Genomic DNA, 25,115 nt, shown 5'->3' with positions numbered 1-25,115 from the left:
GTTTAAATCGTAGCAAGTGTTTGTTAGATGGTTGTCATAATTATTTTGCAAGCACAAAATATTATGGTTAAAACATCGTTTTATTGCCAATACAAAGATTTTAATAAATCAAATCAAGTTAAAGTAGCTAGGGATGAAACCCTAGGTTTTAAAGTACTCAAGCCCAAATTATGAAAAAACACTTTATCAAAGTTGTACTTTCTAGCGCTGTTATAGTGGGAAGTTTTTCTAGTTGTAAAAATTCCTCATCCTCTTCTTCCAAGAACGTTTCTAGAGCCACAGGATGGAAAATAAATGCTAAAGAAGGTGGATTTCAATACAATTCTGATTTTAAGGAGCAGGTAACTCCTCCTGGAACCGTGTTCATTGAAGGTGGAACATTTACCAAAGGTAAAGTTCAGGATGATATCATGCACGATTGGAACAATACTCCTACACAACAACATGTTCAGTCATTCTACATGGATGAGACTGAGGTAACCAATGTTATGTATTTAGAATACTTGGATTATCTTAAATCGGTGTATCCTCCAGAAAATCCTAACTATAAAAACATTTATACGGGTGCTTTGCCAGATACATTGGTATGGAGAAACAGATTAGGCTTTAATGAGACCATGACCAACAATTATTTGCGACACCCTGCATATGCAGAATATCCAGTGGTTGGTGTAAATTGGATTCAGGCCTCTCAATATGCGGAATGGAGAACCGACAGGGTTAACGAGGCTATGTTGGAAAAAGAAGGTTTCTTGGCCCAAGACGCAAAATATAAAGTATTGAATGGTGAAATTGGAGGAACCTTTAGTACAGAAGCTTATTTGAATAACCCTGAATCAGTTTATGAAGGTCAAATAGATTCTTTACAAGGGAAACAGAAAAAAGATTCAATTAATTCATTTGCCAAAAGAAGTAGTGGTATCATAATGCCAGAATATAGACTTCCTACGGAGACTGAATGGGAATATGCAGCTCAAGCTCTTATTGGATCTAGAGAATACAACAACTACAGAGGAAGAAAGAAATATCCATGGGAAGGTGATTACACTAGAAATGGACAGCGTGTAGGCCGTGGTGATCAGTTGGCCAACTTTAAGCAAGCCAAAGGTGATTATGGCGGAATAGCGGGATGGTCAGATGATGGTGCCGATATTACAGCACAAGTAAAATCATACAAACCAAATGATTTTGGACTTTATGAAATGGCTGGTAACGTATCCGAATGGGTTGCCGATGTATATCGACCAATTGTTGATGATGAGATAAGTGATTTTAACTATTATAGAGGAAATGTCTTTTTAAAGAAAGCTATTGGTGATGATGGTAAAGTAAAAATCTTACGTGGTGATGAAATTATGTATGACACACTGCCTAACGGTAAAATTATAGCATTGAATCTTCCAGGTGAGATTAAAGAAGTACCTGTAGATGAGCAAGAAACTTATTTAAGAACAAATTTCTCTACTAGTGATAACCGTGGTTATCGTGATGGTGACCCAGGTTCTTCAAGATTTTTTGAAAGATTTAGTGATGAGTCTGATAGCAGGAAAATGTACGACTCGCCAAAACATCAAGTGGAGCGTGATTCTACAGGTAAAATCCTTCGTCAATATGATACTTCCAATTACAGAACATCGTTAATTAATGATGAGGTAAGAGTATACAAAGGAGGTTCTTGGAGAGACAGAGCTTTTTGGCTAGATCCAGCTCAACGTAGATATCTACCCCAATACATGGCAACAGATGATGTTGGATTCAGATGTGCTATGTCTAGAGTAGGTTCTAAGTCTAAAACCAAGAATAAAACCGTAAGACATAAAAAAGCAAAATAATACTTTAAGAGTATTTTAAAAAAGCCCTGACTAAAATCAGGGCTTTTTTTTATCTTCGATTTATGAAATTGGAACAACTCCACGCACTTTTTTTAGAGCACCCAATTATTTGTACGGACACAAGAAAAATAACCGAAAATTGCCTGTTTTTTGCATTAAAAGGCCCAAACTTCAATGGCAATGAATTTGCTAAAGATGCGCTTGAAAAAGGGGCATCTTATGTCATTATTGACGAGCAACAAGATGAAAGTATAGCTAATTGCCTTTTAGTTGATGATGTATTGGAGACGCTTCAAAAACTTTCTATATTCCATAGAAACTACAGTACGGCCAAAATCATCTCCCTTACCGGAAGCAATGGTAAAACCACTACTAAAGAACTCATCAATAAGGTCCTTTCAAAAAAATACAATACCATTGCCACCAAAGGAAATCTAAACAACCATATAGGGGTGCCCCTAACCCTTTTATCCATTAAAAATGATACAGAAATAGCTATTGTTGAAATGGGGGCCAACCATAAAGGAGAAATTGCTTTTTTGAGCAATATTGCCCAACCTGACTTTGGCTATATCACCAATTTTGGAAAAGCTCACTTAGAGGGTTTTGGAGGGGTGGAAGGCGTAATCCAAGGAAAAAGCGAGCTTTACGATTATCTCATTTCCAATGACAAATACGCTTTTTTAAATGCTGATGATGATATACAACGAAATAAATTAGGGCATTATATCAAAAAGTATGGATTCAGTACAGAACGCTCAGATTATTACAACATAAAGTTCATTGAGGCCAACCCGTTCGTGGTTATTGAAGTTGAAGATAAAAAGATAGAAACACAGCTCATTGGCAAATACAACTTCTCCAATTGCTGTGCTGCCATTTTAATGGGCAAATACTTCAATGTTCCCTTGGAGGAAATCAGAACTGCTCTAGAGTCTTATCAACCTAAGAACAACCGTTCTCAGATTATTGATAAAAATGGCTTCAAAATCATTCTTGATGCTTATAATGCAAACCCTTCAAGTATGAATGTAGCTTTGGAAAACCTAAAAATAATGGATGCAAAAAACAAAGCACTTATTCTTGGGGATATGTTTGAACTTGGCGTGGATGCAGAAAAAGAACACCAAGCAATTGCAGATTTGGCAAAAAGTATAGCCTTTAAGAATGTGTTCTTTGTTGGTGAAAACTTCTATAAAACAAGTACTTCTTTCAGAAAATTCAAAACATTTGATGACCTAAAGGAAGTACTGGTTCAAAATCCTATCAAAAAAGGCACTCTACTTATTAAAGGATCACGTGGAATGGCTCTTGAGCGGGTTCTGGATTTTTTATAATGAAGTCATAAATAAATCATAATACTTATAAAATCAGGCATTTATTGCAAGATTTCTTGAAATGTCCTTTTGTTTTGTCCGACATAGTAGTTGACAAACCAAATGGATCATGGAAAAAAGTGTTATTGTTTTTGATGGGGAATGCAACCTATGTAATGGTGTAGTAGGGTGGTTGTTAAAATTTGCCCCTGAAGATATTTTTCAATTTGTGCCTTTTCAATCTCCGCAAGGGCAAAACCTGTTACGGCAATATGGATTTTCAACAAATCAATTGGAAACCGTAATTCTTTTTGATGAACATGGAAAACATACGCACTCTGATGGTTTTTTAAAAATTATTTCTAAAATACCCAAATGGCGATTGGTCTCTGCCTTATTAGCATTTATTCCAAGGATTGTAAGAGATACTATTTACAATCTTGCTTCAAAAAACAGAGTAAAATGGTTTGGAAAATCTCAGGCTTGTACTATAAGTTTCTGAAAAAGTGGGATATACTGGATTCGAACCAGTGACCTCTGCCCTGTCAAGGCAGCGCTCTAAACCAACTGAGCTAATATCCCATTAAGAAAAGAAGTGCAATATCGTAAAATTGTCACCAATCCCCATACTCCGCGGAATTCTTTTGAGTTTCATGAAGCGTAATATGCAGTAATTGATTTTTTTCCAGTTCCGGTTTCAAAATATCATAAATAATCTTTACAAAATATTCTGTTGTAGGCAGTATCTCAAAAAACTCTGGACAATCTTCATTTAGGTTCTTATGATCAAACCTGTCTTCTATTTCTTCTTTGATCAGGGTGCCTAAAACCGCTAAATCCATTACAAAACCTGTATCTGGATTTACCTCCCCTCTAATTCTTACTTCCAAATCAAAATTATGCCCATGATAGTTAGGGCTATTGCATTTACCAAAAACCTCAACATTTTTTTCATCGCTCCAATTAGGATTATGCAGTCTATGTGCTGCATTAAAATGTGCTTTTCTACAAATTGTGGCAATCATACCGCAAAGCAAATAAAAAGATAGGACTCAACACAGTTTTTTGTATAATAAAAAAGGGTCGTTCTGGAACGACCCTTTTTATATTAATTAATATAATTAAACTATAGATTATTTAAACAATAATCAATGAGTTCTGCCTCTGCTGTTATAGTACCATTAACGCCATCAATATCTACCACAGTATTTCCATTAGCCGAAATAACTTGCCCCGTTACTTCGCCGTCAAAATCACCTGATATAAAAACGATAGAGATTACCTGTGCACTGCCAGAAACCGCAAATGTCTCTGAACCACCAAAACCATTGGCTAAGGTATAGTCAGTTTCGGTACCATCAATACTAACTCTAAAAGCTGCGTTGTTCCAACCATCTCCAAAAGAATCTTGAAAATTTATAGTCCAGTCACCTGCTGTAGGAACTGTTGGCGGACAAACTACAGGAGAAGTATATGCAAATGGAGAGCTAAAAAACGAACCATTAGCTACTGTACCTGCAGCGTTGTTGGTAAATACGCGACCGTCTGTAAGTACTGCTTCTAATCTAAAATTAAATGCATCCCCTCCATCAATATCATCAAAATCTATACCCGTAGCAGCAATTGCTTCCGAATAAGTCGCACTCACGTCTCCCCTCGGAAATCCAAATGGTCCTTCAGTAAAGCTAGAAGCTGATACAGTTGGCAGAGGAGCTTCATCTGTACTTAAATCAGGGTCACCATCCTCTATGGTATTGTCAACAAATGTAACAAAGACTCTTATTTCCGAAAGTAGAGCACCACCTTCAGCGTCTTGTGCTTCCAAAGTCCTTCCCCACACTGAACTTGTGTCTAAAATATTAAAATTATCCCCTAAGGTGGTTACTGTCCTTAATACTAAACCACGCGCAACGGTTGCTTGTACGTCATCCACTATCTTTTCCTCCGAACAGGAAACAGCTGTCATCAACCCTATAGCGAATAATATGTATGTTCTTATTTTTTTCATAATATTATTTTTATCAGTCATTGCTTTAATTAGTTCGAATTAGGGAATGAAGGTCCCGCTGGATTATTATCCCAAAATACTTGTACCGCAAGGTTTGCTTTTTGCGTAATGTTGGAATTTGAAGTCACCGCCTGATTAGGATAGAACATAGATCTTGGGAAACTTCCTGGATCTAACTCTCTATTAGGTTGTAAACTATTAGGAAATCCAGTTCTTCTATAAAAGTTATACGTTTCTATTCCGTTTCCGTAATGCGCAACAAAATAACTTTCTGCTAAGATATTCCACTGATCATCTCCCGTTGCGGAGCCAAAATCAGCAACCACGCCGTTAATGAAATCCGTTACATCCGATGATAGAGGTTCAAAAGAGAGATCAGCATTAGGATCTACTGATACAAAACTTCTCGCTTTTGCTATCTGTTTTGTAATTCCCGCTTCCAGGAAACCTTGAGCCAATCCTGCATTACCTTGAGCCAGTTCTATTTCTGCTTTCCAAAAATCTACCATAAAAGCATTTAGTATTGGAGTAATCCCGGCCCCCAAACCTCCGTTAGATAGAGGATCCGTTGGCTGCGAAACAGGACTAAAACTATCATCATCAAAACGCCCACCTGCAGGATACACTCCCCAAGTTGTACGTTTTGGGCCATCTGGTGGAGCACCTTCATCATCTCCATGATCCCTGCCCCAATAGCCATTTGGAAGATTACAAAAAGTAAAACCTCCTGTGGTATAATGCAATGGTGGAGTTTGTAGTGAACATCTCAACGTTTGCTCATCCGCTGGAATCTCCTGCCCAGGAACTTCATTGGTCTGTCTATAAAAGTAGTACCTAATTCTAGGATCATTGGTTGTTTGCATTTTGTTCATCAACCAGTTTGAAGCATAATCCCCAGGTCCATTGGAAACATAGTTCAATCCATATCTTGGATGCCTATTATCTGGCTGTGCAGCACTTGTACCTGGCCAAACAAAATCAAAATCATCCGCGGTATCCGTAATGTAATCTCCAGAATTGACAATTGCATTAAAGGCATCTATTGCTCCGGGATCTACCAATCTAGTTTGAAGGTAGAGTTTCATTTTTAAGGTATTGGCTGCCTTAACCCACTTTGTATAGTCATTTCCATAAAAAAGCTCCACAGGCGGATTGGTAGATGCCGTATTGGTGAAATTGATAATCGCCTGATCCAAAAGTGCAAGTGCAGCCTCATAAACGGATGCACCACTATCTAAAGTTGCATTAACAATCTCTGGAGCTTGAACTGCTTCTGTATATGGAATATCGCCAAAAAAGTCTACCAAAGAGGAAATCGTATATGCTTCAATAAATTGAGCTATACCTAAATGCCGTGTTTGACCTGCTTCTTCCGCCAATGGCGTCATTAATCTGATATCAAAAAGAATTCCTCTATAGGCATTATCCCATTCATCATCAACATCACTATCTTGGTAAGTACTTTCATAGTCCCTACTGGACATTTGCATTACTCTGGTAAGCTCCATTCCCAAGGGTGAAAGCCCATCTCCGAATTGAAAACCACCAGTTACAAAATTATCATTTGGATCACCTGAAACATCGCCATCCAATTGTCTAGCAAAATCTTCTTGTATAGAAGTAATAAAGAAATCTGGGGCTGCTAAATCAGGTGTTAGAAAATTTGGGTCATTTGTTATATCTAGCTCAGTGACTTCGCAAGAGGTCATCATCAAGAGTCCAGTAAAAAGACTCATTGCTATATGTTTGCTTCTTATTTTCATTTTTCTATCTTTTTTAGTCATCTTAGAATGTTGCTTTTACACTGAATCCATATCTTCTTGAACTTGGTCCATTAAGGAAATCGAAACCAAATCCGTTACCTACTCCTGTACCTGACGTATTGGGGTCAAAATTGGCACCATTAGGAGTGTTAATTGCATCATACCAAAGATTGAATCCAGAAACAGTGAAAGAAAGTGCACCAAAAGGCGTGTCTTCCAAAAATTTCTTAGGTAAAGAGTATCCTAATGTAACTTCCTGTAAACGAAGTACGGTAGCATCGAACACTTGTAATTCAGAAATATTTCCCAAAATGTTATTGAAAAAATAATCTGAGTTGTTTATCTGCACGTCATTTACGCGGCCATCACTTTGGACACCAGGTAATACAAATGTATTTTCACGATCAAGTGTTTCAACAATGAGACCTCTACCCAATAAGGTAGAAATAGTACTGGACCACACATCTCCGCCTTGGGTCCAGTTGAACTGAAATCCAAAACTGAAGTTTTTATAAGAGAAAGTGTTGTTGATGTTCGCTACAAAATCCGGATTTGGATCACCAATTACCCCATCTTGTGGATCTTGAACAAAATCTCCAATACTGTTCACCACAAATTGGCCATTGGCATCTCTTAGAATACGTGTTCCATATATTACCCCTAAAGGCTGTCCTTCTATTGCCGCGTTTCCTAGGTTACCAAAACCAGAATATACGATCAAATCTGTTTCCTGCCCTAGGTCTATAACCTCAGACTCATTAGCAGTAAAGTTGACATTGGTATTCCAGTTAAAACCTCCTTCTTCTTGACTCCTGAAAAAATTCAATCCAAGATCAATTTCAACCCCTTCTCCCTTAATTTCACCAACATTGGTGTTTGTTTGGAAAAAACCAGAGGAAGGATCTAAAGGTTGTTGAACTATCAAATCCGTGGTAGTACGCTCATAAACCGAGGCATCAAGCGTAATTCTACCATCCCACCATCTAGTTTCAACACCTAATTCTATTTCCGAAACTTGTTCAGGCTTTAAATTTGGATTTCCAAGCGTTAACGGACTTGTATTCGTCACAACATTGGTTCCGGTTGGATCTTGGAAATCTTGAGTATCCAAAACTAGTCGGTTAGAAACCGGGAAATTATCTGAATTCGCATCTGGGAATCCAGCTGAAGTACCATACCCAGCTCTTATTTTCAAATAGTTGAGTACATTTTCACTTTTAAGACCATCAAAAGCCTTTGTTGGCACAAAAGAAATACTTGCACTAGGATAAAAAAGTGACCTGTTAGCCGTTGATAGGTTGGAAACCCAATCGTTTCTTCCTGCTAGGGTTACATACAGATAGTTATCATAATCAAATTCTAATTGCCCATAGAATCCGACCAGGTTACGTTGTGAAGTTTGTTGAATCTCATTCTGATTTAGGAAATTGAAATGCCTTAGAACATCAAATACCTGTTGCGCATCACTTGCAACTCCTTGCTGATCAAATACTTCCCTTCTTCCATTGACACCAACATTAAATGTTGTTCCAACCTTTTCAGTTATATCGTAATCTCCGTTGATTGCAAGATTATGATCCCAAATAGTATTGGTATTGTTCCATGTTTCATAAATACCACTAGCCAATCTGGGCTGTGGAACGTTTCCATTGATTCCTCCTTTGTTTTGAAAATTTAGGTTGTTTTCGCTGTAAACGTCAATACCAACCCTATAAATAAGGTTTAAATTATCATTAAATTGGTATTGTATGCCCATGTTACCAAAAACCCGGTTGGTTTCTTGTTCTGTTCCCGCATTGTTCGCAGTCCACAATGGATGTTGAATGTCATTACCATCACGGTAATAAATACTTCTACCATCAATTGGACTTTGAAAAGGAAGCCCAAGTACATCAATACTCCTTGGCGTAAAGAATAAATCTCCAAATACTGAAGAACCTGAACCGGTTGCTCCGTTACCTTGACTCAAGGCCACCGGAGGAGACATAAACTTTGTTCTTGCAAAATTTAACGCCCCAGTAACTGTGAACTTGTTACTAAGAACCGCTCTACCACCAATACCAAAATTGTTTCTGTTTAAACTGTTACCCGGAGTAAACCCGATATCCTTTAAGTGACCATAATTGGCATTGTAGGATATTTTACCATCATCGGAACTACCAGTTGCATTTATAGATAAATTAGTAACCGTTCCGGTTTTAAAAAAATCCCCAAAACTATCATATGGTCTCCACTCATATCTTGCACCAGCAAATTCTGGAAAAGCCTGTTGCCCAGCAGCGGAAGTTGAATAAGGGTGTGGAAGTGTTCCATTGGAATCAAAAGCTGTACTGTTTCCCCAACCAGAGACTCCGCCCCTATCAAAACTAGGGCCCCAATTACTAAAGAACCATCCAAAGGACTGGTCAAAACCATTCCCATATTGATTTTGATACTCTGGAGTAGAGGCAATCTCGTTAAAAAACAAAGAACTATTTACTGTGATTTCTGTCTTCTTAGCACCTTGACCACCAGCGCCAGCCTTTGTTGTTATTAAAATAACACCATTCCTACCCAAAGATCCATAAAGTGTGGATGCAGCCAAACCTTTTAGCACGTTGACGCTTTCTATACTGTTGGGATCTAAATCTAAAAACCTACTAGACCCGTTGTTACCGTTGATAAAATCTTGTCTGGATCCCTGTCTACCTGAAGCATTGGTATCTCCATTAAAAGGAACACCATCTACAATGAACAAAGGTTGATTACTTTGGCTAAAGGAACTGTATCCCCTAATAATAATGTTTGTTCCCGATCCAGAAAGTCCACTCTGCTGTGTAATATTAACACCAGATGCTTTACCAATTAAGACTCTTCCTAAATCTCCTTCAGCTTTTTCTTCCAATTGTTCTGAAGAAACTGAGGCAACTGCGTATCCTAAGGCTTGCTTTTCCCTTTTAATACCCAATGCCGTTACCACTACCTCTTCTAAGGCCTGCGCATCCTCCTCCATTTGAATATCTATAACACTTTGTGCACCAACAAGCCTCCTTGCCGGTCTTTGACCAAGGTAAGTGTACACCAATGTTTGACCAATACTTGCTACAATGGAGTAGTTGCCATCAAAATCTGATTGGGTTCCATTTGTAGTACCGTCGACTACAATATTGACCCCGGGTAGTGGTATCCCTGTCTGATCAATGATTGTACCGGTAATCGTTTTTTCTTGAGATCGAGCTAATGTTATACATAATAACATAAAGATGAGCGTCCCAAATAGCTTCTTTACTTTCATAGAGTTAAAAGTTTTGTTAGTAATTAATGAGTTAGCGCAACTGAGAAAGGCAGGCGGGATAAGGTGTTTGATAGCTAATTCAAATAATACTCCCTAGTACGAAAACAAAACTTATTGGAAAGTCTCTATTTTAAGGTAGTAAGGCCTCTCACCGCCTTACCTTTACAATTGCAACTACAAAACAATTGTATACCCCTAGATTTAAAGTACTTTTAAAACGGGACGAACAATAAAATAATTCACGCCCAACGGGAAATACCTTTTTTAACAGTTAATTATCTTTGGCCACTACTTTAAAAGGTTTGTTAAATTTTAACAAACCTGATGTTATCTGTTTGATTTATAAATATTTAATTGAATTAAACTGGTCTACGTAAGACAATATCGAAGTAGATTCTAGAGGGTATGGAAATCTCTATTACTAACAGAAAACCTTTGTTTAAAAGAAGAAATTGTGTGGTAGGAAAGTTTAATGAAAATTGCTTTAAGAAGCATATACTGCCATACTGCGGAAATCATTTGGACTTAAACCAGTATCTTTTTTGAATGCGCTATAAAAACTGGTCTTACTATTAAAACCCACTTCATACATTACCGCCTTTACACTAAGAAATGGTTGGGATATGAGTAGATCTTTTGCCTCTTTTACTCTATAGTGATTTAATAAAGAATAAAAGTTTTTTGCCAAATATTCATTTAGTACTTGTGAAACCTTGTATCTATCCTTTGAAATATGTTGTGAAAGATCATTAAGACCTATTGCATTGTTCTTGTAGACTTTATCATTTTCAAAAGCCTCCTGTATCTTTTGTCTTATTTCAGTAGCCTCTTGAAGGGTAAGTCCAGATTTTACATATTTAGATTCCAATACATCCTTATGTTCCTCTGGCTGGGCTTTATGGGCAGAGAAAAAATGCTGAATAAGTTTTCTCATGTTTATGGCGGTTTGGTTAAACTGTTTATATAATTACCACAAAAACAGCATATTGTAGGTTCATCCGATAAGGGTTTACGTAAATATTTATCGGGATTGCTTACTTATCAGCCTTTAAAAACCTGAAAATAAATAGAAAAGAGGTTGTAAACGAAAGGATACAAAATAGGAAGTAACTTTTATAAAAAATTGAAGAATTTGTCTACCTACTGATGACAACAGAGTACATAAAATGCGAAAACCCACCTGTATAAGGTGGGTTTCTAATTGTGGGCGCGAAGGGATTCGAACCCCTGACCCCCTGGGTGTAAACCAGGTGCTCTGAACCAACTGAGCTACGCGCCCGTTCTTAAAACGGAGTGCAAATATAGCATCATTTTTTGGTTACCAAAAAGAAAAAACGTAAAATATCTAAACCACTTCAGCAACTACAAACGTACTGCCTCCAACATAAATTAAATCATCATCCTTTGCATTCCGTAAAGCCTTCTCCAAACCTTTTTTTACAGATGGAGAAATCTCTCCCTTAAGTCCAAATTTTCCTGCATAACCTTTTAAATCCTTAGCCTGCAATCCTCTAGGCACATTAGGTTTTACAAAGTAATATTCTGCATTTTTAGGAAATAAGCTAAGTACATCATCCAGAGCTTTATCATTTACAAAACCTAGAACAAAATGTACTCGTGGAGATTCACATTTTCTTATTTGCTCTAGTACTAGGCTAAGTCCCTCTTTATTGTGTGCCGTATCACATACAATTTTTGGTTTTTCACCCAGAATTTGCCATCTTCCCAAAAGGCCCGTGTTATAAACACATTTTTTAAGTCCAGCTTTTATATGAGCGTTCTCAACCTTAAAGCTTTTCAACCTTTTAATTGTAGCTACCACACCTTGAATATTCTTTTGCTGATAGTCCCCTAGTAAATCAGTTTTATAATTTTTAACTGGAAGTTCATCAGCGAAAACAATTTCTGAATTCTTTTGTGCTGCAATTAATTTAAAGATTGTTTCAGTTTCAGTTTGTCTCTCACTAATAACCACGGGAATATTTCTCTTTATTATACCCGCTTTTTCTAAGGCTATTTTTTCCAAAGTACCTCCTAAGATTTGGGTATGATCTAATCCTATATTGGTAATTAAGGAAACTTCCGGAACGATAATATTTGTAGAATCCAATCTACCGCCCAAACCAACTTCCACAACAGCAATGTCTACTTTTTCTTCCGCAAAAAAATGAAAGGCCATCCCAACAGTCATTTCAAAAAAAGAAAGCTCATTGCCTTCTAAAAATGGTTTGTGGGCTTTTATGAAGTGCTTTACAGTGCTTTTGTCAATAGTTTTTCCATTGATTTTGATTCGTTCTCTAAAATCCTTTAGATGCGGTGATGTATACAGGCCGACCTTATATCCCGCTTCCTGAAGAATAGAAGCAAGCATGTGGCTGCTTGAACCTTTTCCATTTGTTCCTGCTACGTGTATGCTTTTAAATTTCTGATGGGGATTTCCTAGAGCTTCGGAAAAACAAATAATGTTGTCTAACTTATTTTTTAGCGCATCTGGCCCTTTTTGTTGATACATTGGAAGTTGATGAAACATCCAATTCAAAGTCTCTTTATAAGTCATTTACTGACCTAACTTAAAGTTGACAACAACAAAACCAATCTGTTGAGAAGGTGCATTGGAGTCTAGGTTCCATTTATGAAGAAATGCCGTTTTTCTTGCTGGATCCAATAGGCAAGGCGCATTATTCGTAGTTCCCTTAACTCCTGGAGTTGCTTTTATTACCTTTCCATTTTTGTCTACCACAATTCTTACCACTACACGACCATCTTCATTACATTCTTGTTGCACTTTGCCTTTGTTTACCAAAGAACGACCGTTTAAACCATAACCTCCCGTGCCACTTCCACTTCCAGGGCTACCATAATAACTGGTTGCATATGGGTCTCCGTCCGGTTTCCCTTTATCTCCCGCCTTATTATCATCCCCTTCACTACCTGTTGTTTTTCCGTCAGATTTTCCAATCCCTCCTATTAAAGCATCAAGGCTCTTTTTCTTGGATTCTTGCTCCTGTCTTTTTCGTTCTTCAGTTTGTTTTTTCTCTTGTTCAACCCGTTCCGCGTCAGCCTTTGCTTTTTTAGCCACTGCATCCGCCTTACGTTTGGCTTCTTTTTGTTGATTTATTCTGATAGTCTCTTCGTTCTCACTGGTCAACACTTTTTCAACCGGTGCTTCTGGAGCAGTTTCTTTTGGCTGAACTTGTTCCTGAACCTGTTCTACAGGTTTTGTTACCTCCTTTTTGGGTTCAGAGCGTACTTTTTCCTTAGGTTGTACCTTTCCACTACCAAAATCCATGGTGCCAAAATTTATGGCTATACCATTTTCAATTGGCGGATTCATATAGGTCATGCCTATATAAAAAAGCAATAGCAATAACACGCTTAAAAGAAGAGTTGTAAGCGTAAATGATTTTTTCTTGTGTCTCGTATCTAAAAATGACATTATTTTGGCCGCACAGCCAAGATAACCTTGTAACTATTCCTATTAGCAATGTCCATTACGTTAACGGCCTCTTTAATTGCCACGCTTTCCTCTGCTCTTAGAATGATTGTTGGCTTTTCTTGACCTTCAAGTGCCTTTTTTAATTCAATTTCAATGTATTCCTCGTTTATCTGTTCATTATTCACAAAATATTCCAAGCTCTTATTAATGGTCACTGAAACATTCTGTGTGTTTGTAGACTTCCCCTTTGCTTTTGGCAACAGTAAATCCAAAGCGTTGGGAGCATTGGAAGTCAACATAAAAAATACCAATAACAGAAATACTATATCTGTCATTGATGACATGCTAAAATCTGGACTTACTTTATTTCTTCCTTTTAATTTCATAATGAAATTCTAGATAGGTTCATTCAATAAATCCAAAAACTCAACCGCATTAGCCTCCATTTTGTGAACCACTTTATCTGTCCTATTAACTAGGTGGTTATAACCAATATAAGCTATAATACCAACTACGAGTCCAGCAACCGTTGTTGTCATTGCAGTATAAATTCCTGAAGCTAATGAGCCCATTTCTGCCTGACCACCGCTACTCGCCATCTCATGGAAAGCTAAAATCATACCAATTACGGTTCCTAAGAATCCAATCATTGGTGCCGCACCGGCTACAGTAGCCAATACACTTACATTCTTTTCTAGTTTGTACACCTCTAAAGTACCAGCATTTTCTATTGCAGTATTTATATCATCTAATGGTTTACCTATTCTTGATACGCCTTTTTCAGTTAATCTGGCAACGGGAGAATCTGTTTGTGCACATAGAATCTTTGCCGCTTCCAACTTACCGCTCGTGATATGGTCGCGAATCTGATTCATAAAGTTTTTGTCAATTTTTGAAGCAGCTTTAATTGCAAAAATACGTTCAAAATAAATATACATAGCTACAAAGAGAAGTACAAAAAGTACCATGATAATAACGATACTACCCGTTCCTCCACTAACAATTAAATCAATGACAGAAAGGGTTTTTTCTTCTGAAATAGATGCACCCATCTCAGCCCCTTCTTCTAAATCTTGAAAAGTAATCATATAAAATCCCCAATTTAAGTTGCAATAATAACGGAGATTTTTGAGGTAAAGTATTTTTTAGAAAAAATATCGCATTACTACAAAGCAAATAGCCCCCGCGATAAATCCAAGGAATGCAAGCCACGCTATTTTCTTAAAATACCAAAAGAAGTCAATTTTTTCCATTCCCATGGCCACAACCCCTGCCGCAGAACCAATTATCAACATACTTCCACCCGTTCCTGCAGAATAGGCTATAAAGTGCCATAATGGGTTATCCGTAGGCTCAGAAAACATCCCTAAACTTGCAGCTACAAGCGGCACATTGTCTATCACAGCCGAACCGATTCCCAGTAATATTACTACCAAATCTGAAATTTGTGTTCCTACAATCTCAGTTCCCAAAAGCGGCGTACTTTGCTTAAGGCCTTCGGCAAAATTAAATAGCAGTCCTAAAGATTCCAGGGCTGCAACAGCCATTAAAATTCCAAGGAAAAACAATATACTTGGCAATTCAATCTTAGTTAAAGCACTATGCACGGGGCTGTGATGTGACTCCGCATCACTTTCAGGGTCAACAGATGAAATGCTAATTTTGGAATTACTGTAGATTTCCGCAAAAGTTGCCACTACTGCTAAAGATAGCATCATGCCAACATAAGGCGGTAAATGCGTTATTGTCTTGAAAATTGGAACAAACACAATAGCAGCCAGTCCTAGATACAACATAGTGGCTCCAAATTTAGATTTAGCAGGTTCCGCTTCCTCAACATCGATACTTCCTTTGAAAGCAGGTAAAAAAGAAGCAATAAAGGTTGGCACCAACATACATACTAAAGAAGGTAATAACAAGTAGCCTATCAACTTACCTGTTGTTACTTTGTTGCCAATCCATAGCATAGTTGTGGTAACATCACCAATTGGAGACCAAGCACCCCCTGCATTAGCCGCGATTATAATTAAACCGGCATACCATAATCTATCATTTCTTACTTTAACTATTTTCTGTAGAATAGATATTAAAACAATCGTTGCGGTAAGGTTATCAATAATGGCTGAAAGAATGAATGCCAAAAAAGCAAAAATCCAAAGTATTTTTCTCTTACTCCTTGTTTTCACAAAAGATTTTATGGTTGCAAAGCCATCAAAATAATCAATGATCTCTACAATGGTCATGGCTCCCAAAAGGAAAACCAATATCTCAGAGGTCTTTCCTAGATGATGCAATAGGGTTTCCTCCAAAACATGCATTTTATCTTCATGTCCTAACGAAGAGAATCCTTCCATCAAGGCATGTTTTCCAGAATCAAACCAAGTAGTAAACCCATCTATACCAAAAGCCATCATTGCCCAAAGAATAGCCATCATTGCCAATGCCGGAATCAGCTTGTCAATCTTTAAGTTATGTTCAAGGGTAATGGCAAGGTATCCAATAACAAATATGGCAATGAGAATGGTTTCCATGTTTAGTTGGTTTATTTAGTTGAAATTTATTTTTCTTAAAACAATCTACTTTGCTAAAGATATTCAAAATGAGTTTTCCCACATAATCTTAATCCTATAAAAATATCCAGTAAATAATATTCGATTTTAAGAAATCGATAAACAACATTATATCATTCGCATTTTTTACTGCCTTTTATCAAAAAAAACCTAGTATAGGGCTATATTTGTATCCAATTTTTATTTATTTCACAATTTCATGGACTTTACACTTTCTGAAGAGCAATTAATGATACAGCAAGCGGCAAAAGATTTTGCCCAAAATGAATTGTTACCTGGAGTAATAGAAAGAGATGATGCACAAAAATTCCCTGCAGAGCAAGTAAGAAAAATGGGGGAGCTGGGCTTTTTAGGAATGATGGTAAAAGAAGAGTATGGAGGCAGTGGTCTAGATACACTTTCATATGTTTTGGTCATGGAGGAGCTATCTAAAGTTGATGCCTCAGCTTCAGTTGTGGTATCTGTGAACAATTCCCTAGTGTGTTGGGGATTGGAAACTTTTGGCTCTGAAGCTCAAAAACAAAAATATTTGACCCGCTTGGCATCAGGAGAAATTATAGGTGCTTTTTGTCTTTCTGAACCTGAAGCGGGCAGTGATGCAACCTCACAAAAAACTACTGCCATAGATATGGGTGACCATTATGTTGTTAATGGAACCAAAAACTGGATTACAAACGGCGGTACTGCAGAGGTATATTTAGTCATTGCTCAGACTGATGTTGAAAAAGGGCATAAAGGAATTAACGCGCTGATTGTTGAAAAAGGGATGGAGGGGTTTGAAATTGGACCTAAGGAAAATAAACTGGGTATTAGAGGTAGTGATACACACTCTCTATTGTTCAATGATGTTAAAGTACCTAAAGAAAATCGTATTGGTGAGGATGGTTTCGGGTTTAAATTTGCCATGAAAACTCTTGCTGGTGGTAGAATAGGAATTGCCGCACAAGCACTTGGCATAGCGGCTGGTGCCTATGAGCTTGCTAGAAAGTACTCAAAAGAACGCAAGGCCTTCGGAACAGAAATAGCAAATCATCAAGCCATAGCATTTAAATTAGCCGATATGCATACCAAAATTCAAGCTGCCCGCCATTTGGTCTATGAAGCTGCTTGTGATAAGGATAACGGAAAGGATTACACACTTTCTGGCGCCATGGCCAAACTCTATGCTTCTGAAGTTGCTATGGAAACTGCCGTTGAAGCAGTTCAAATACATGGTGGCAACGGTTTTGTTAAGGATTATCATGTAGAAAGAATGATGCGTGATGCAAAAATTACTCAGATTTATGAAGGCACTTCGGAAATTCAAAAGATTGTAATTTCTAGGAGCATATTAAAAGATTAACAAGTATAAAATCTGTTTACCCCAAAAAAGAATAGGTTAATCTCGTTTTAAAGCACTTTTTTGAATATTTTACCCCATTTATAAATAGGTATTCTATAATTTATCAATAACTCATCTTGAATTACCCCCTATTTTTAATAGGTGGCGTTGTTTTCTGTAGGCCATTTTGAGATTATCATAATTTAGCAATGCTCAAATTCTATTTTTGAATATTTTTTAACGCTTCATTCCAAACGTTGATGATTTAATTGCTATTGACTTAAAACCTTGTTGTTTATTCATTTAAAATGATATTTTTGAAGAAATACCATAATGATGACGTTAGAGAAACAGGGATTGTATCTGCCAGAATTTGAGCATGATAACTGTGGTGCAGGGTTCATTTGCAGCCTAAAAGGAAAAAAGTCCAATGATATTATTCATAAGGCTTTAGAGATACTAGATAAATTAGAACATAGAGGCGCCGTAAGCTCAGATGGCAAAACTGGTGATGGAGCTGGTATTCTAATTGATATTCCACATGATTTTTTTACAGAAGTATGCAAATTCGATTTACCTGAAGCTGGGGACTATGCAGTAAGTAACGTTTTTCTACCTCAAAAAGAAAATCAACGTAATTTCTGTATTTCAACCTTTGAAAAAAACATTAAAAATCAGGGATTACAATTATTGGGATGGCGAAATGCCCCAGTAAATCGTTCCGTACCAGGAAGAATTGCTGCTGAAACGGAGCCTTTTGTAAAACAAGTATTTGTTGGCAAAGGTGATTCCATAGATGATTTTCAGTTTAATCTGAAACTCTTCATTGCAAGAAAGATTACTGAACATGCTATCATCAAAAGTAAACTATCTCAAAGTCAGTTCTTTTACTTGCCAAGTCTTTCAACCAAAATCATCATTTTTAAAGGACTTTTGGTACCCCATGACATAAGCAGATATTACGAAGATCTTTTAGACCCTAGAGTGGTCACCCGTTTGGCATTGGTACACCAACGCTTTTCCACAAATACATTCCCAACTTGGGATTTAGCCCAACCGTTCCGTTACATGTGCCACAACGGTGAAATAAACACTCTTAGAGGGAACGTATCTAGAATGCGTTCCAGAGAAGAGCTTTTAAAAAGTGATTGGTTTGGTGAGGACATCAAAAAAATACTTCCGGTAGTTTTACCCAGAAAGTCAGATTCTGCAAGCATGGATATGGTTGTAGAAATGCTTTTGATGACAGGTCGTTCCCTACCAGAAGTAATGATGATGTTAGTTCCAGAAGCTTGGGAAAAAAATACAGAAATGTCAGAATCCAAAAGGGCATTTTATGAATACAATTCATGTTTAATGGAACCTTGGGACGGTCCCGCATCTATTCCCTTTACCGACGGAAATTATATAGGTGCTGTTTTAGATAGAAATGGATTGCGCCCATCAAGATATTCGGTTACCAAAAGAGGCTATGTAATCATGTCCTCGGAAACTGGAGTGGTTGAATTGGAACCAGAAGACATTGAATTCCACGGACGTCTTGAGCCAGGGAAAATGTTTTTGGTAAACATGGAAGAGGGCCGTATAATAAATGATGAGGAAATTAAAGAGTCCATTGCCAAAAAACATCCTTATAAAAAATGGCTAAAAAACAATCTCGTTCATTTAAAGGACATTCCTTATAATGATTGTCCTGTTTTTTACGGAGAATTTCCAATAGAAACCAGAAGGGCTGCTTTTGGCTACACCTTAGAAGATATCAATACTATTATTTTGCCAATGGCAAAATATGCCAAGGAACCTATTGGCTCCATGGGCTCAGATACCCCTATTGCCGTTTTATCTGAGCGCCCACAACTGATTTACAATTACTTTAAACAATTGTTCGCCCAAGTCACCAATCCTCCCTTGGATGGAATTCGAGAAGAATTGATAACAGATATTAGTTTAACGCTTGGGAGTGATCAAAATATTTTTAACACATCAGAACTCAATTGTAGAAAGTTAAAAATCCAAAACCCAGTAATTTCAAAAGAGGATTTGGATAAAATAAAAAATTACGATGCCAGTCCGGATTACAAAGTGGTCTCCATTTCTATCCTTTATGAAATTGAAAAAGGACATAACGGATTGGAAGAAGCTTTGGATTCCATTTTAGACCAGGCTTCATTAGCAATTGATGAAGGTGCCAACATTATCATTCTTTCAGACAGGATGATTAGCACTGAAATGGCAGCGATTCCTGCTTTATTAGCTTGTTCTTATGTAAATAGCGGGCTTAGTAGATTAGGCAAGCGTTCCAAACTTAGTATTATTATTGAATCTGCAGAACCAAGAGAAGTACATCATTTTGCACTCCTTTTTGGTTTTGGTGCAAGTGCCATAAATCCCTATTTGGTCAATGAAATCATTGGGGAACAAATTGAAGAAAATGACATTACCGAATACACTTTTGATGAAGCTATAAAAAACTATAATAAAGCTATTGGAAAAGGAATATTAAAAGTGATGAATAAAATTGGAATCTCAACTTTGAATTCTTACAGAGGTTCACAATTATTCGAGTGCATAGGTATAAATACCAAAGTGGTGGACAAATACTTTCCAAATACGCCAACCCGTATTCAAGGAATAGGTTTGTATGAAATTGAAAAGGAGATCACAAAACGCCACAAAAAAGCATTCAAAACTCAGGAGTTAGCAGCTAATCTTGATATTGAGATTGGCGGAGAGTATCGTTGGAGAAGGGATGGCGAAAAACATATGTTCAATCCATTAAGTATTGCCAAACTTCAAAAATCGGTACGCAATAACGAGCCGGATACTTATAAAGAGTATTCCAAATTGGTTAATGAGCAATCAAAAAACTTGATGACCATCCGCGGGTTGTTTGAATTTTCAAACTATGACCCTATTCCAATTGAGGAAGTAGAACCATGGACCGAAATTGTAAAAAGATTCAAGACCGGCGCCATGTCCTACGGAAGCATAAGTAAGGAAGCCCATGAAAATCTAGCGATTGCCATGAACCGAATTGGTGGAAAGAGCAACTCTGGTGAAGGCGGAGAAGATTCGGCTCGTTTTTATAAAAATCAAACAGGCGACTGGAAAAATAGCGCCATTAAACAGGTAGCCTCAGGTAGATTTGGAGTAACCTCGGACTACCTGACCAATGCAAAAGAAATCCAGATTAAAATGGCGCAAGGAGCCAAACCAGGCGAAGGGGGTCAGCTGCCTGGGCCAAAAGTGAATCCTGCCATAGCCAAGACAAGGAATTCAACCCCTTACGTGGGTCTCATTTCCCCACCACCGCATCATGATATTTATTCCATTGAGGATTTGTCCCAATTGATTTATGATTTAAAATCAGCAAACAGAGAGGCAAGAATCAATGTGAAATTAGTTTCAGAAGTAGGTGTTGGAACCGTTGCTGCAGGAGTTTCAAAAGCAAAAGCGGATGTTATTCTTATTTCCGGTTTTGATGGTGGCACTGGTGCCTCACCTCTAACCTCATTAAAACATGCTGGACTTCCATGGGAATTGGGAATTGCCGAAGCACAACAAACACTGGTTTTAAACGATTTAAGAAACCGGATAGTTTTGGAATGTGATGGGCAACTTAAAACTGGGAGAGATGTAGCCATAGCTTGCCTTTTAGGAGCTGAAGAATTTGGTTTTGCTACAGCCCCTTTAGTAGCATCAGGATGTATAATGATGCGTGTATGCCATTTAAACACATGCCCTGTAGGCATCGCGACCCAAAATCCAGAACTTCGCAAAAAGTTTAAAGGCAAACCTGAACACGTAGTTAACTACATGTATTTTGTAGCGCAGGAACTAAGAGAGATTATGGCCAAACTAGGATTTAGAACCATAGATGAAATGGTGGGTCAAGTCCAAAAACTAGATCGAAAAAAAGCTATAAATCATTATAAGGCTTCAGGAATTGACTTAAGCCCAATTCTATATCAAGTGGACGTGCCCGACGGCACTGCGTTTCATAATACTGAAAAACAAGTCCATAATATTGAAAAATCCATAGAGTTTGATATTCTCGCTAAAGCACATCCTGCACTGTTCAGAAAGGAAAAAATTTCTCTGGATTTTCCTATTTACAATACTGATCGTGCTGTTGGAGCAATTATAAGTAATGAAATATCGAAGATTTATGGTGCAGATGGCCTACCTGACAACACGTTAAAACTTAATTTTACAGGTTCTGCAGGGCAGAGTTTTGGCGCTTTTGCAACAAAAGGACTTACCATGGTGGTCAACGGAAATACCAATGATTACCTAGGAAAAGGGCTTTCAGGAGCAAAATTAATCATAAAAGTACCTTATAAGTCAACCTTGAAACCTGAAGACAACATCATTACTGGCAATGTGACTTTATACGGCGCCACTTCTGGGGAAGCATATATAAATGGTAAAGCAGGGGAACGTTTTTGCGTTAGAAACTCTGGAGCTAAAGCCGTAGTGGAAGGTATAGGCGATCATGGTTGCGAATATATGACTGGAGGAGTTGCTGTGATTCTTGGGGCTGTGGGAAGAAACTTTGGCGCAGGAATGAGCGGCGGAATCGCTTATGTTTTTGATAAGGATAATTTGTTTGAGAAAAGATGCAATGGAGAGACATTGAATTTACTTCCTGTGGAAGAAGATAATGATATCAAACAGTTAAAAGAACTCATTGAAAACCATTACAATGCTACCTTAAGTCCTTTAGCACAAGATATTCTTGAAAACTGGGAAGAATGTCTTCCAAAATTTGTGAAGGTTTTTCCGGAAGAATACCGTCAAGCATTGATACGATTAGAAAAAGAAAAATTACAAACCTTATAATTTGAGCCATGGGAAAGACGACAGGATTTATGGAGTTTGACAGGAAAATAGAGGCCTATGCTCCAGTTGAAGAAAGAATCAAAAACTATAAGGAATTTACAGTTCCCTTAAAGGAAAATGAATTAAAGGACCAAGGCGCACGATGCATGGACTGCGGCATTCCATTTTGTCACAGTGGTTGTCCTTTAGGCAATCTCATTCCTGACTTTAATGATGCCGTGTATCAGGGAAAGTGGGAAAAGGCCACAAAGATTCTGCATTCAACCAATAACTTTCCAGAATTTACGGGGAGGTTATGTCCTGCACCATGCGAGGAAGCTTGTGTACTAGGCATCAACGAAGATCCAGTTTCTATTGAGAATATTGAGAAGAATATTGTTGAAACAGCCTTTGAGAATGGCTGGATAAAACCTGAGCCGCCAATCAAAAGAACAGGTAAAAAAGTAGCCGTCGTAGGATCTGGTCCTGCCGGTCTTGCTGCAGCTCAACAATTGAACAGAGCAGGACATTTCGTTACTGTTTTAGAACGTGATGAAAAAATTGGTGGGTTGTTGCGTTATGGAATTCCTGATTTTAAAATGGAAAAGAATGTAATTGATAGGCGTCTTGAGATAATGACACAAGAAGGAATCACCTTCAAAACCGTTATTAATGTTGGAGTTGATGTTAAAGCTGATGAACTCCAAAAAGAGTTTGATAGCATTGTGCTTTGCGGTGGCGCTTCGGTTAGACGAAAACTTCCCATTCCAGGTTCCGATTTAAAAGGAGTTGTGCAAGCCATGGATTTTCTTCCGCAAAACAATAGAAAAGTTGATGGTATTCCATATACAGGTGAAGAACTTTCAGCCAAAGGAAAAAGAGTTATTGTTATAGGTGGCGGAGATACCGGCTCTGATTGCATTGGTACATCAATTCGCCATGGTGCAGTTTCTGTAACCAATTTTGAGATTATGCCCAAGTCAACCACAAAAAGACCCGAGGGGCAGCCATGGCCATTTTGGCCTATGCGTCTAAGAACCAGTTCATCTCATAAAGAAGGTGCCGAGCGCGTCTTTAGCATTTCAACTAAAAAATTTATTGGTGATCAAAATGGTAATTTAAAAGGCCTGATCACAGCAGAAGTTTTCTGGGATAAAGTTCCAGGGCAAAGACCGGTTCTTAAAGAAGTAGCAGGAACGGAAAAAGAATGGGAATGTGATTTGACCTTACTTGCACTTGGATTTACTGGTTCAGAAACAACTATAGCAGATCAACTCGGTTTGCAGATGGATACTAGAACCAACATTAGCGCATCTGAAAAAGACTACAAAACCAATGTGCCCGGTATTTTTGTTGCGGGCGATCAAAGGAGAGGACAATCCTTGATTGTTTGGGCAATATCCGAAGGAAGACAAGCCGCCCATCATGTGGATAGCTTTTTAATGGGAAAATCGAATTTACCTTTAAAAGGTGATGGCGATTTACCAAGAGTGTAAAATTGAATACCCAACCAAACCCTTTATAGAAAACTCCCCAAAGAATTATTTTGGGGAGTTTTTGTTTTTAATCATCTAATTATTAAGCGATGTACCTCGGTTTCATCTGAGGTAATTAATTTCAAAAAATATAGTCCAGCCGTGTATTCCTCAACATTAAAGGAAGTTCCCATCTTATACTTACCTGTATGAATAATTCTTCCCTCCGTAGTTATTAATTGAATAATTGCTTCTTCATAACTACTATTTTCCAATCTAAAAGAAGAACTTGTTGGGTTTGGATAAAACAATGTTTGTGCATGTTTCTCAACAAGTACATCAAACAATTCTACATCTTCAGGTAATTGTGCTTTTAAAGGAGTTCCACTAGATTGAAATTCATAGGCTCCCACATCAAAAGCGCTTCCAGAAGGTCGTGATGCATTATCCATATCGAAGGTTATTCCCCATGAAGTAACACTTGAACCCGCATCAACCACATCTGAACTAGCAGAAGAAGGGCTATAATCATTGTTTAAAATATCCGTGAGTCCCAATGTATCTATTTGGCGAGTCATAATGTTTGAATATATATTAGTTAATAAACTATCCCTTGTGTCCCTTTCATTAAAGTCAAAATAGCTTTCTTGGTTTTGCTTCCAAGTATTTCCTCCCTCAAAATCATATCCTGGATCAACCACCAGATTATTTACAAAATACGATGGAACTTCACTCTGATTTCTATATAAATCAGCTGGATCGACCGGATGCAAAACTGTGGTATTATAATGCACGCCAGCTCTTTCCGGCTCTACTATAGTATTGTTCGCTACATAATAGCCCTCATTTAAATCTTCAAATTCGTGCCTGTTATGAAGAAATATTCCATGCATTTTAGGTTTTACAAACACATTATTATAAACCTTTGTGCCGCTCTCGCCATTAATTATTTGCATTCCCCAGCCTTTTTCCAAAGGGCCGTTAACGATATGATTATTGTAGACTTCATAAGCGCCACCTCCTAGGCTCATGGCAAAAGCTTGCCCCCAATTCCCCCGAGTTCCATAATCATAAATAGTATTGTCTCTCACTTTGCTGTTAATATGAGCCAGATTCAATTGAATAGCATCCCAGCCTGTATCTTCAACTATATTGTGGTGTATGTCCACATTTTCTAACCAATGACCATAGACCTCTGTACCACTGCAGTTACGTCCTGAATCTAATTTATAACCTAAAGTAAAACCGATATAAATGCCCTCTCCATGGGTATTGTGAATATAATTGTGGTGAATATTT

Annotated in this window: 17 protein-coding genes and 2 tRNA genes (1 of these 19 running past the window's edge); 6 read left to right on the top strand and 13 right to left on the bottom strand. The window is 37.7% G+C overall.

The window, feature by feature from the left end:
- Window positions 1-170: 170 nt before the first annotated feature.
- The 3 genes from gldJ to SJY44_RS06560 all read left to right on the top strand — a co-directional run bounded on the left by gldJ (window position 171) and on the right by SJY44_RS06560 (window position 3,650).
- Window positions 171-1,832, top strand: coding sequence for a gliding motility lipoprotein GldJ (gene gldJ / locus SJY44_RS06570; RefSeq protein WP_298929132.1), 1,662 nt, complete (start codon window positions 171-173; stop codon window positions 1,830-1,832).
- Window positions 1,833-1,894: 62 nt separating this feature from the next.
- Window positions 1,895-3,169, top strand: a complete 1,275-nt coding sequence (murF, locus tag SJY44_RS06565) for a UDP-N-acetylmuramoyl-tripeptide--D-alanyl-D-alanine ligase (protein WP_396591767.1) — start codon at window positions 1,895-1,897, stop codon at window positions 3,167-3,169.
- 109 nt (window positions 3,170-3,278) lie between these two features.
- A complete protein-coding gene (locus SJY44_RS06560; RefSeq protein ID WP_298929138.1) occupies window positions 3,279-3,650 on the top strand; it encodes a DUF393 domain-containing protein in 372 nt (123 codons plus the stop codon).
- 5 nt (window positions 3,651-3,655) lie between these two features.
- Here the strand turns inward: SJY44_RS06560 and SJY44_RS06555 are convergent.
- The 12 genes from SJY44_RS06555 to nhaD all read right to left on the bottom strand — a co-directional run bounded on the left by SJY44_RS06555 (window position 3,656) and on the right by nhaD (window position 16,160).
- A tRNA-Val gene (locus tag SJY44_RS06555) sits at window positions 3,656-3,730 on the bottom strand.
- Between the two features lie 32 nt (window positions 3,731-3,762).
- Window positions 3,763-4,173: a 6-carboxytetrahydropterin synthase gene (locus tag SJY44_RS06550; RefSeq protein ID WP_298929140.1), complete on the bottom strand. Its 411-nt coding sequence runs from the start codon at window positions 4,171-4,173 to the stop codon at window positions 3,763-3,765.
- A 101-nt stretch (window positions 4,174-4,274) separates the two neighbouring features.
- Window positions 4,275-5,156, bottom strand: a complete 882-nt coding sequence (locus tag SJY44_RS06545; protein ID WP_396591766.1) for a hypothetical protein — start codon at window positions 5,154-5,156, stop codon at window positions 4,275-4,277.
- Between the two features lie 29 nt (window positions 5,157-5,185).
- On the bottom strand, window positions 5,186-6,919 hold the full coding sequence (locus SJY44_RS06540) for a SusD/RagB family nutrient-binding outer membrane lipoprotein (protein ID WP_396591765.1): 1,734 nt from the start codon (window positions 6,917-6,919) through the stop codon (window positions 5,186-5,188).
- A 22-nt stretch (window positions 6,920-6,941) separates the two neighbouring features.
- A complete protein-coding gene (locus tag SJY44_RS06535) occupies window positions 6,942-10,193 on the bottom strand; it encodes a SusC/RagA family TonB-linked outer membrane protein (protein ID WP_396591764.1) in 3,252 nt (1,083 codons plus the stop codon).
- Window positions 10,194-10,677: 484 nt separating this feature from the next.
- Window positions 10,678-11,127 (bottom strand): helix-turn-helix domain-containing protein, encoded by a 450-nt coding sequence (locus SJY44_RS06530; protein WP_298929151.1) that lies wholly within the window; start codon window positions 11,125-11,127, stop codon window positions 10,678-10,680.
- A gap of 270 nt (window positions 11,128-11,397) precedes the next feature.
- A tRNA-Val gene (locus SJY44_RS06525) sits at window positions 11,398-11,472 on the bottom strand.
- Between the two features lie 66 nt (window positions 11,473-11,538).
- Window positions 11,539-12,750, bottom strand: coding sequence for a bifunctional folylpolyglutamate synthase/dihydrofolate synthase (locus tag SJY44_RS06520; protein ID WP_396591763.1), 1,212 nt, complete (start codon window positions 12,748-12,750; stop codon window positions 11,539-11,541).
- Window positions 12,751-13,629 (bottom strand): energy transducer TonB, encoded by an 879-nt coding sequence (locus SJY44_RS06515; RefSeq protein WP_396591762.1) that lies wholly within the window; start codon window positions 13,627-13,629, stop codon window positions 12,751-12,753.
- A complete protein-coding gene (locus SJY44_RS06510; protein ID WP_396591761.1) occupies window positions 13,629-14,015 on the bottom strand; it encodes an ExbD/TolR family protein in 387 nt (128 codons plus the stop codon). Before SJY44_RS06510 ends, SJY44_RS06515 begins: the two co-directional genes overlap by 1 nt.
- A 9-nt stretch (window positions 14,016-14,024) precedes the next feature.
- A complete protein-coding gene (locus SJY44_RS06505; RefSeq protein WP_298929167.1) occupies window positions 14,025-14,717 on the bottom strand; it encodes a MotA/TolQ/ExbB proton channel family protein in 693 nt (230 codons plus the stop codon).
- Between the two features lie 57 nt (window positions 14,718-14,774).
- Entirely contained in the window at window positions 14,775-16,160 is a 1,386-nt protein-coding gene (nhaD, locus tag SJY44_RS06500; protein ID WP_396591760.1) for a sodium:proton antiporter NhaD, read from the bottom strand.
- Window positions 16,161-16,398: 238 nt separating this feature from the next.
- On the opposite strand from nhaD, the gene SJY44_RS06495 reads away from it, so the two are divergent.
- The 3 genes from SJY44_RS06495 to SJY44_RS06485 all read left to right on the top strand — a co-directional run bounded on the left by SJY44_RS06495 (window position 16,399) and on the right by SJY44_RS06485 (window position 23,837).
- Complete coding sequence (locus tag SJY44_RS06495; protein ID WP_396591759.1) at window positions 16,399-17,541, top strand: acyl-CoA dehydrogenase family protein; 1,143 nt, start codon at window positions 16,399-16,401, stop codon at window positions 17,539-17,541.
- Between the two features lie 315 nt (window positions 17,542-17,856).
- Window positions 17,857-22,362 (top strand): glutamate synthase large subunit, encoded by a 4,506-nt coding sequence (gene gltB, locus SJY44_RS06490; RefSeq protein WP_298929176.1) that lies wholly within the window; start codon window positions 17,857-17,859, stop codon window positions 22,360-22,362.
- A gap of 8 nt (window positions 22,363-22,370) precedes the next feature.
- The gene (locus SJY44_RS06485) at window positions 22,371-23,837 is read left to right on the top strand and encodes a glutamate synthase subunit beta (RefSeq protein ID WP_396591758.1); all 1,467 of its coding nucleotides are present in this window, start codon (window positions 22,371-22,373) and stop codon (window positions 23,835-23,837) included.
- A 71-nt stretch (window positions 23,838-23,908) separates the two neighbouring features.
- On the opposite strand, the gene SJY44_RS06480 is transcribed toward SJY44_RS06485, so the two are convergent.
- Window positions 23,909-25,115, bottom strand: the 3' portion of a protein-coding gene (locus tag SJY44_RS06480) for a T9SS type A sorting domain-containing protein (RefSeq protein WP_396591757.1). 527 nt of this gene lie beyond the right edge of the window; 1,207 of the gene's 1,734 nt are visible here — the last part of the coding sequence; its start codon lies beyond the right edge, outside the window — the gene reads right to left on this strand; its stop codon occupies window positions 23,909-23,911.

The sequence above is a fragment of the Allomuricauda sp. R78024 genome (genome assembly GCF_044596045.1).
Classification (GTDB): Bacteria; Bacteroidota; Bacteroidia; order Flavobacteriales; family Flavobacteriaceae; genus Flagellimonas.
This window is presented reverse-complemented; position numbering and strand designations above follow the sequence as displayed.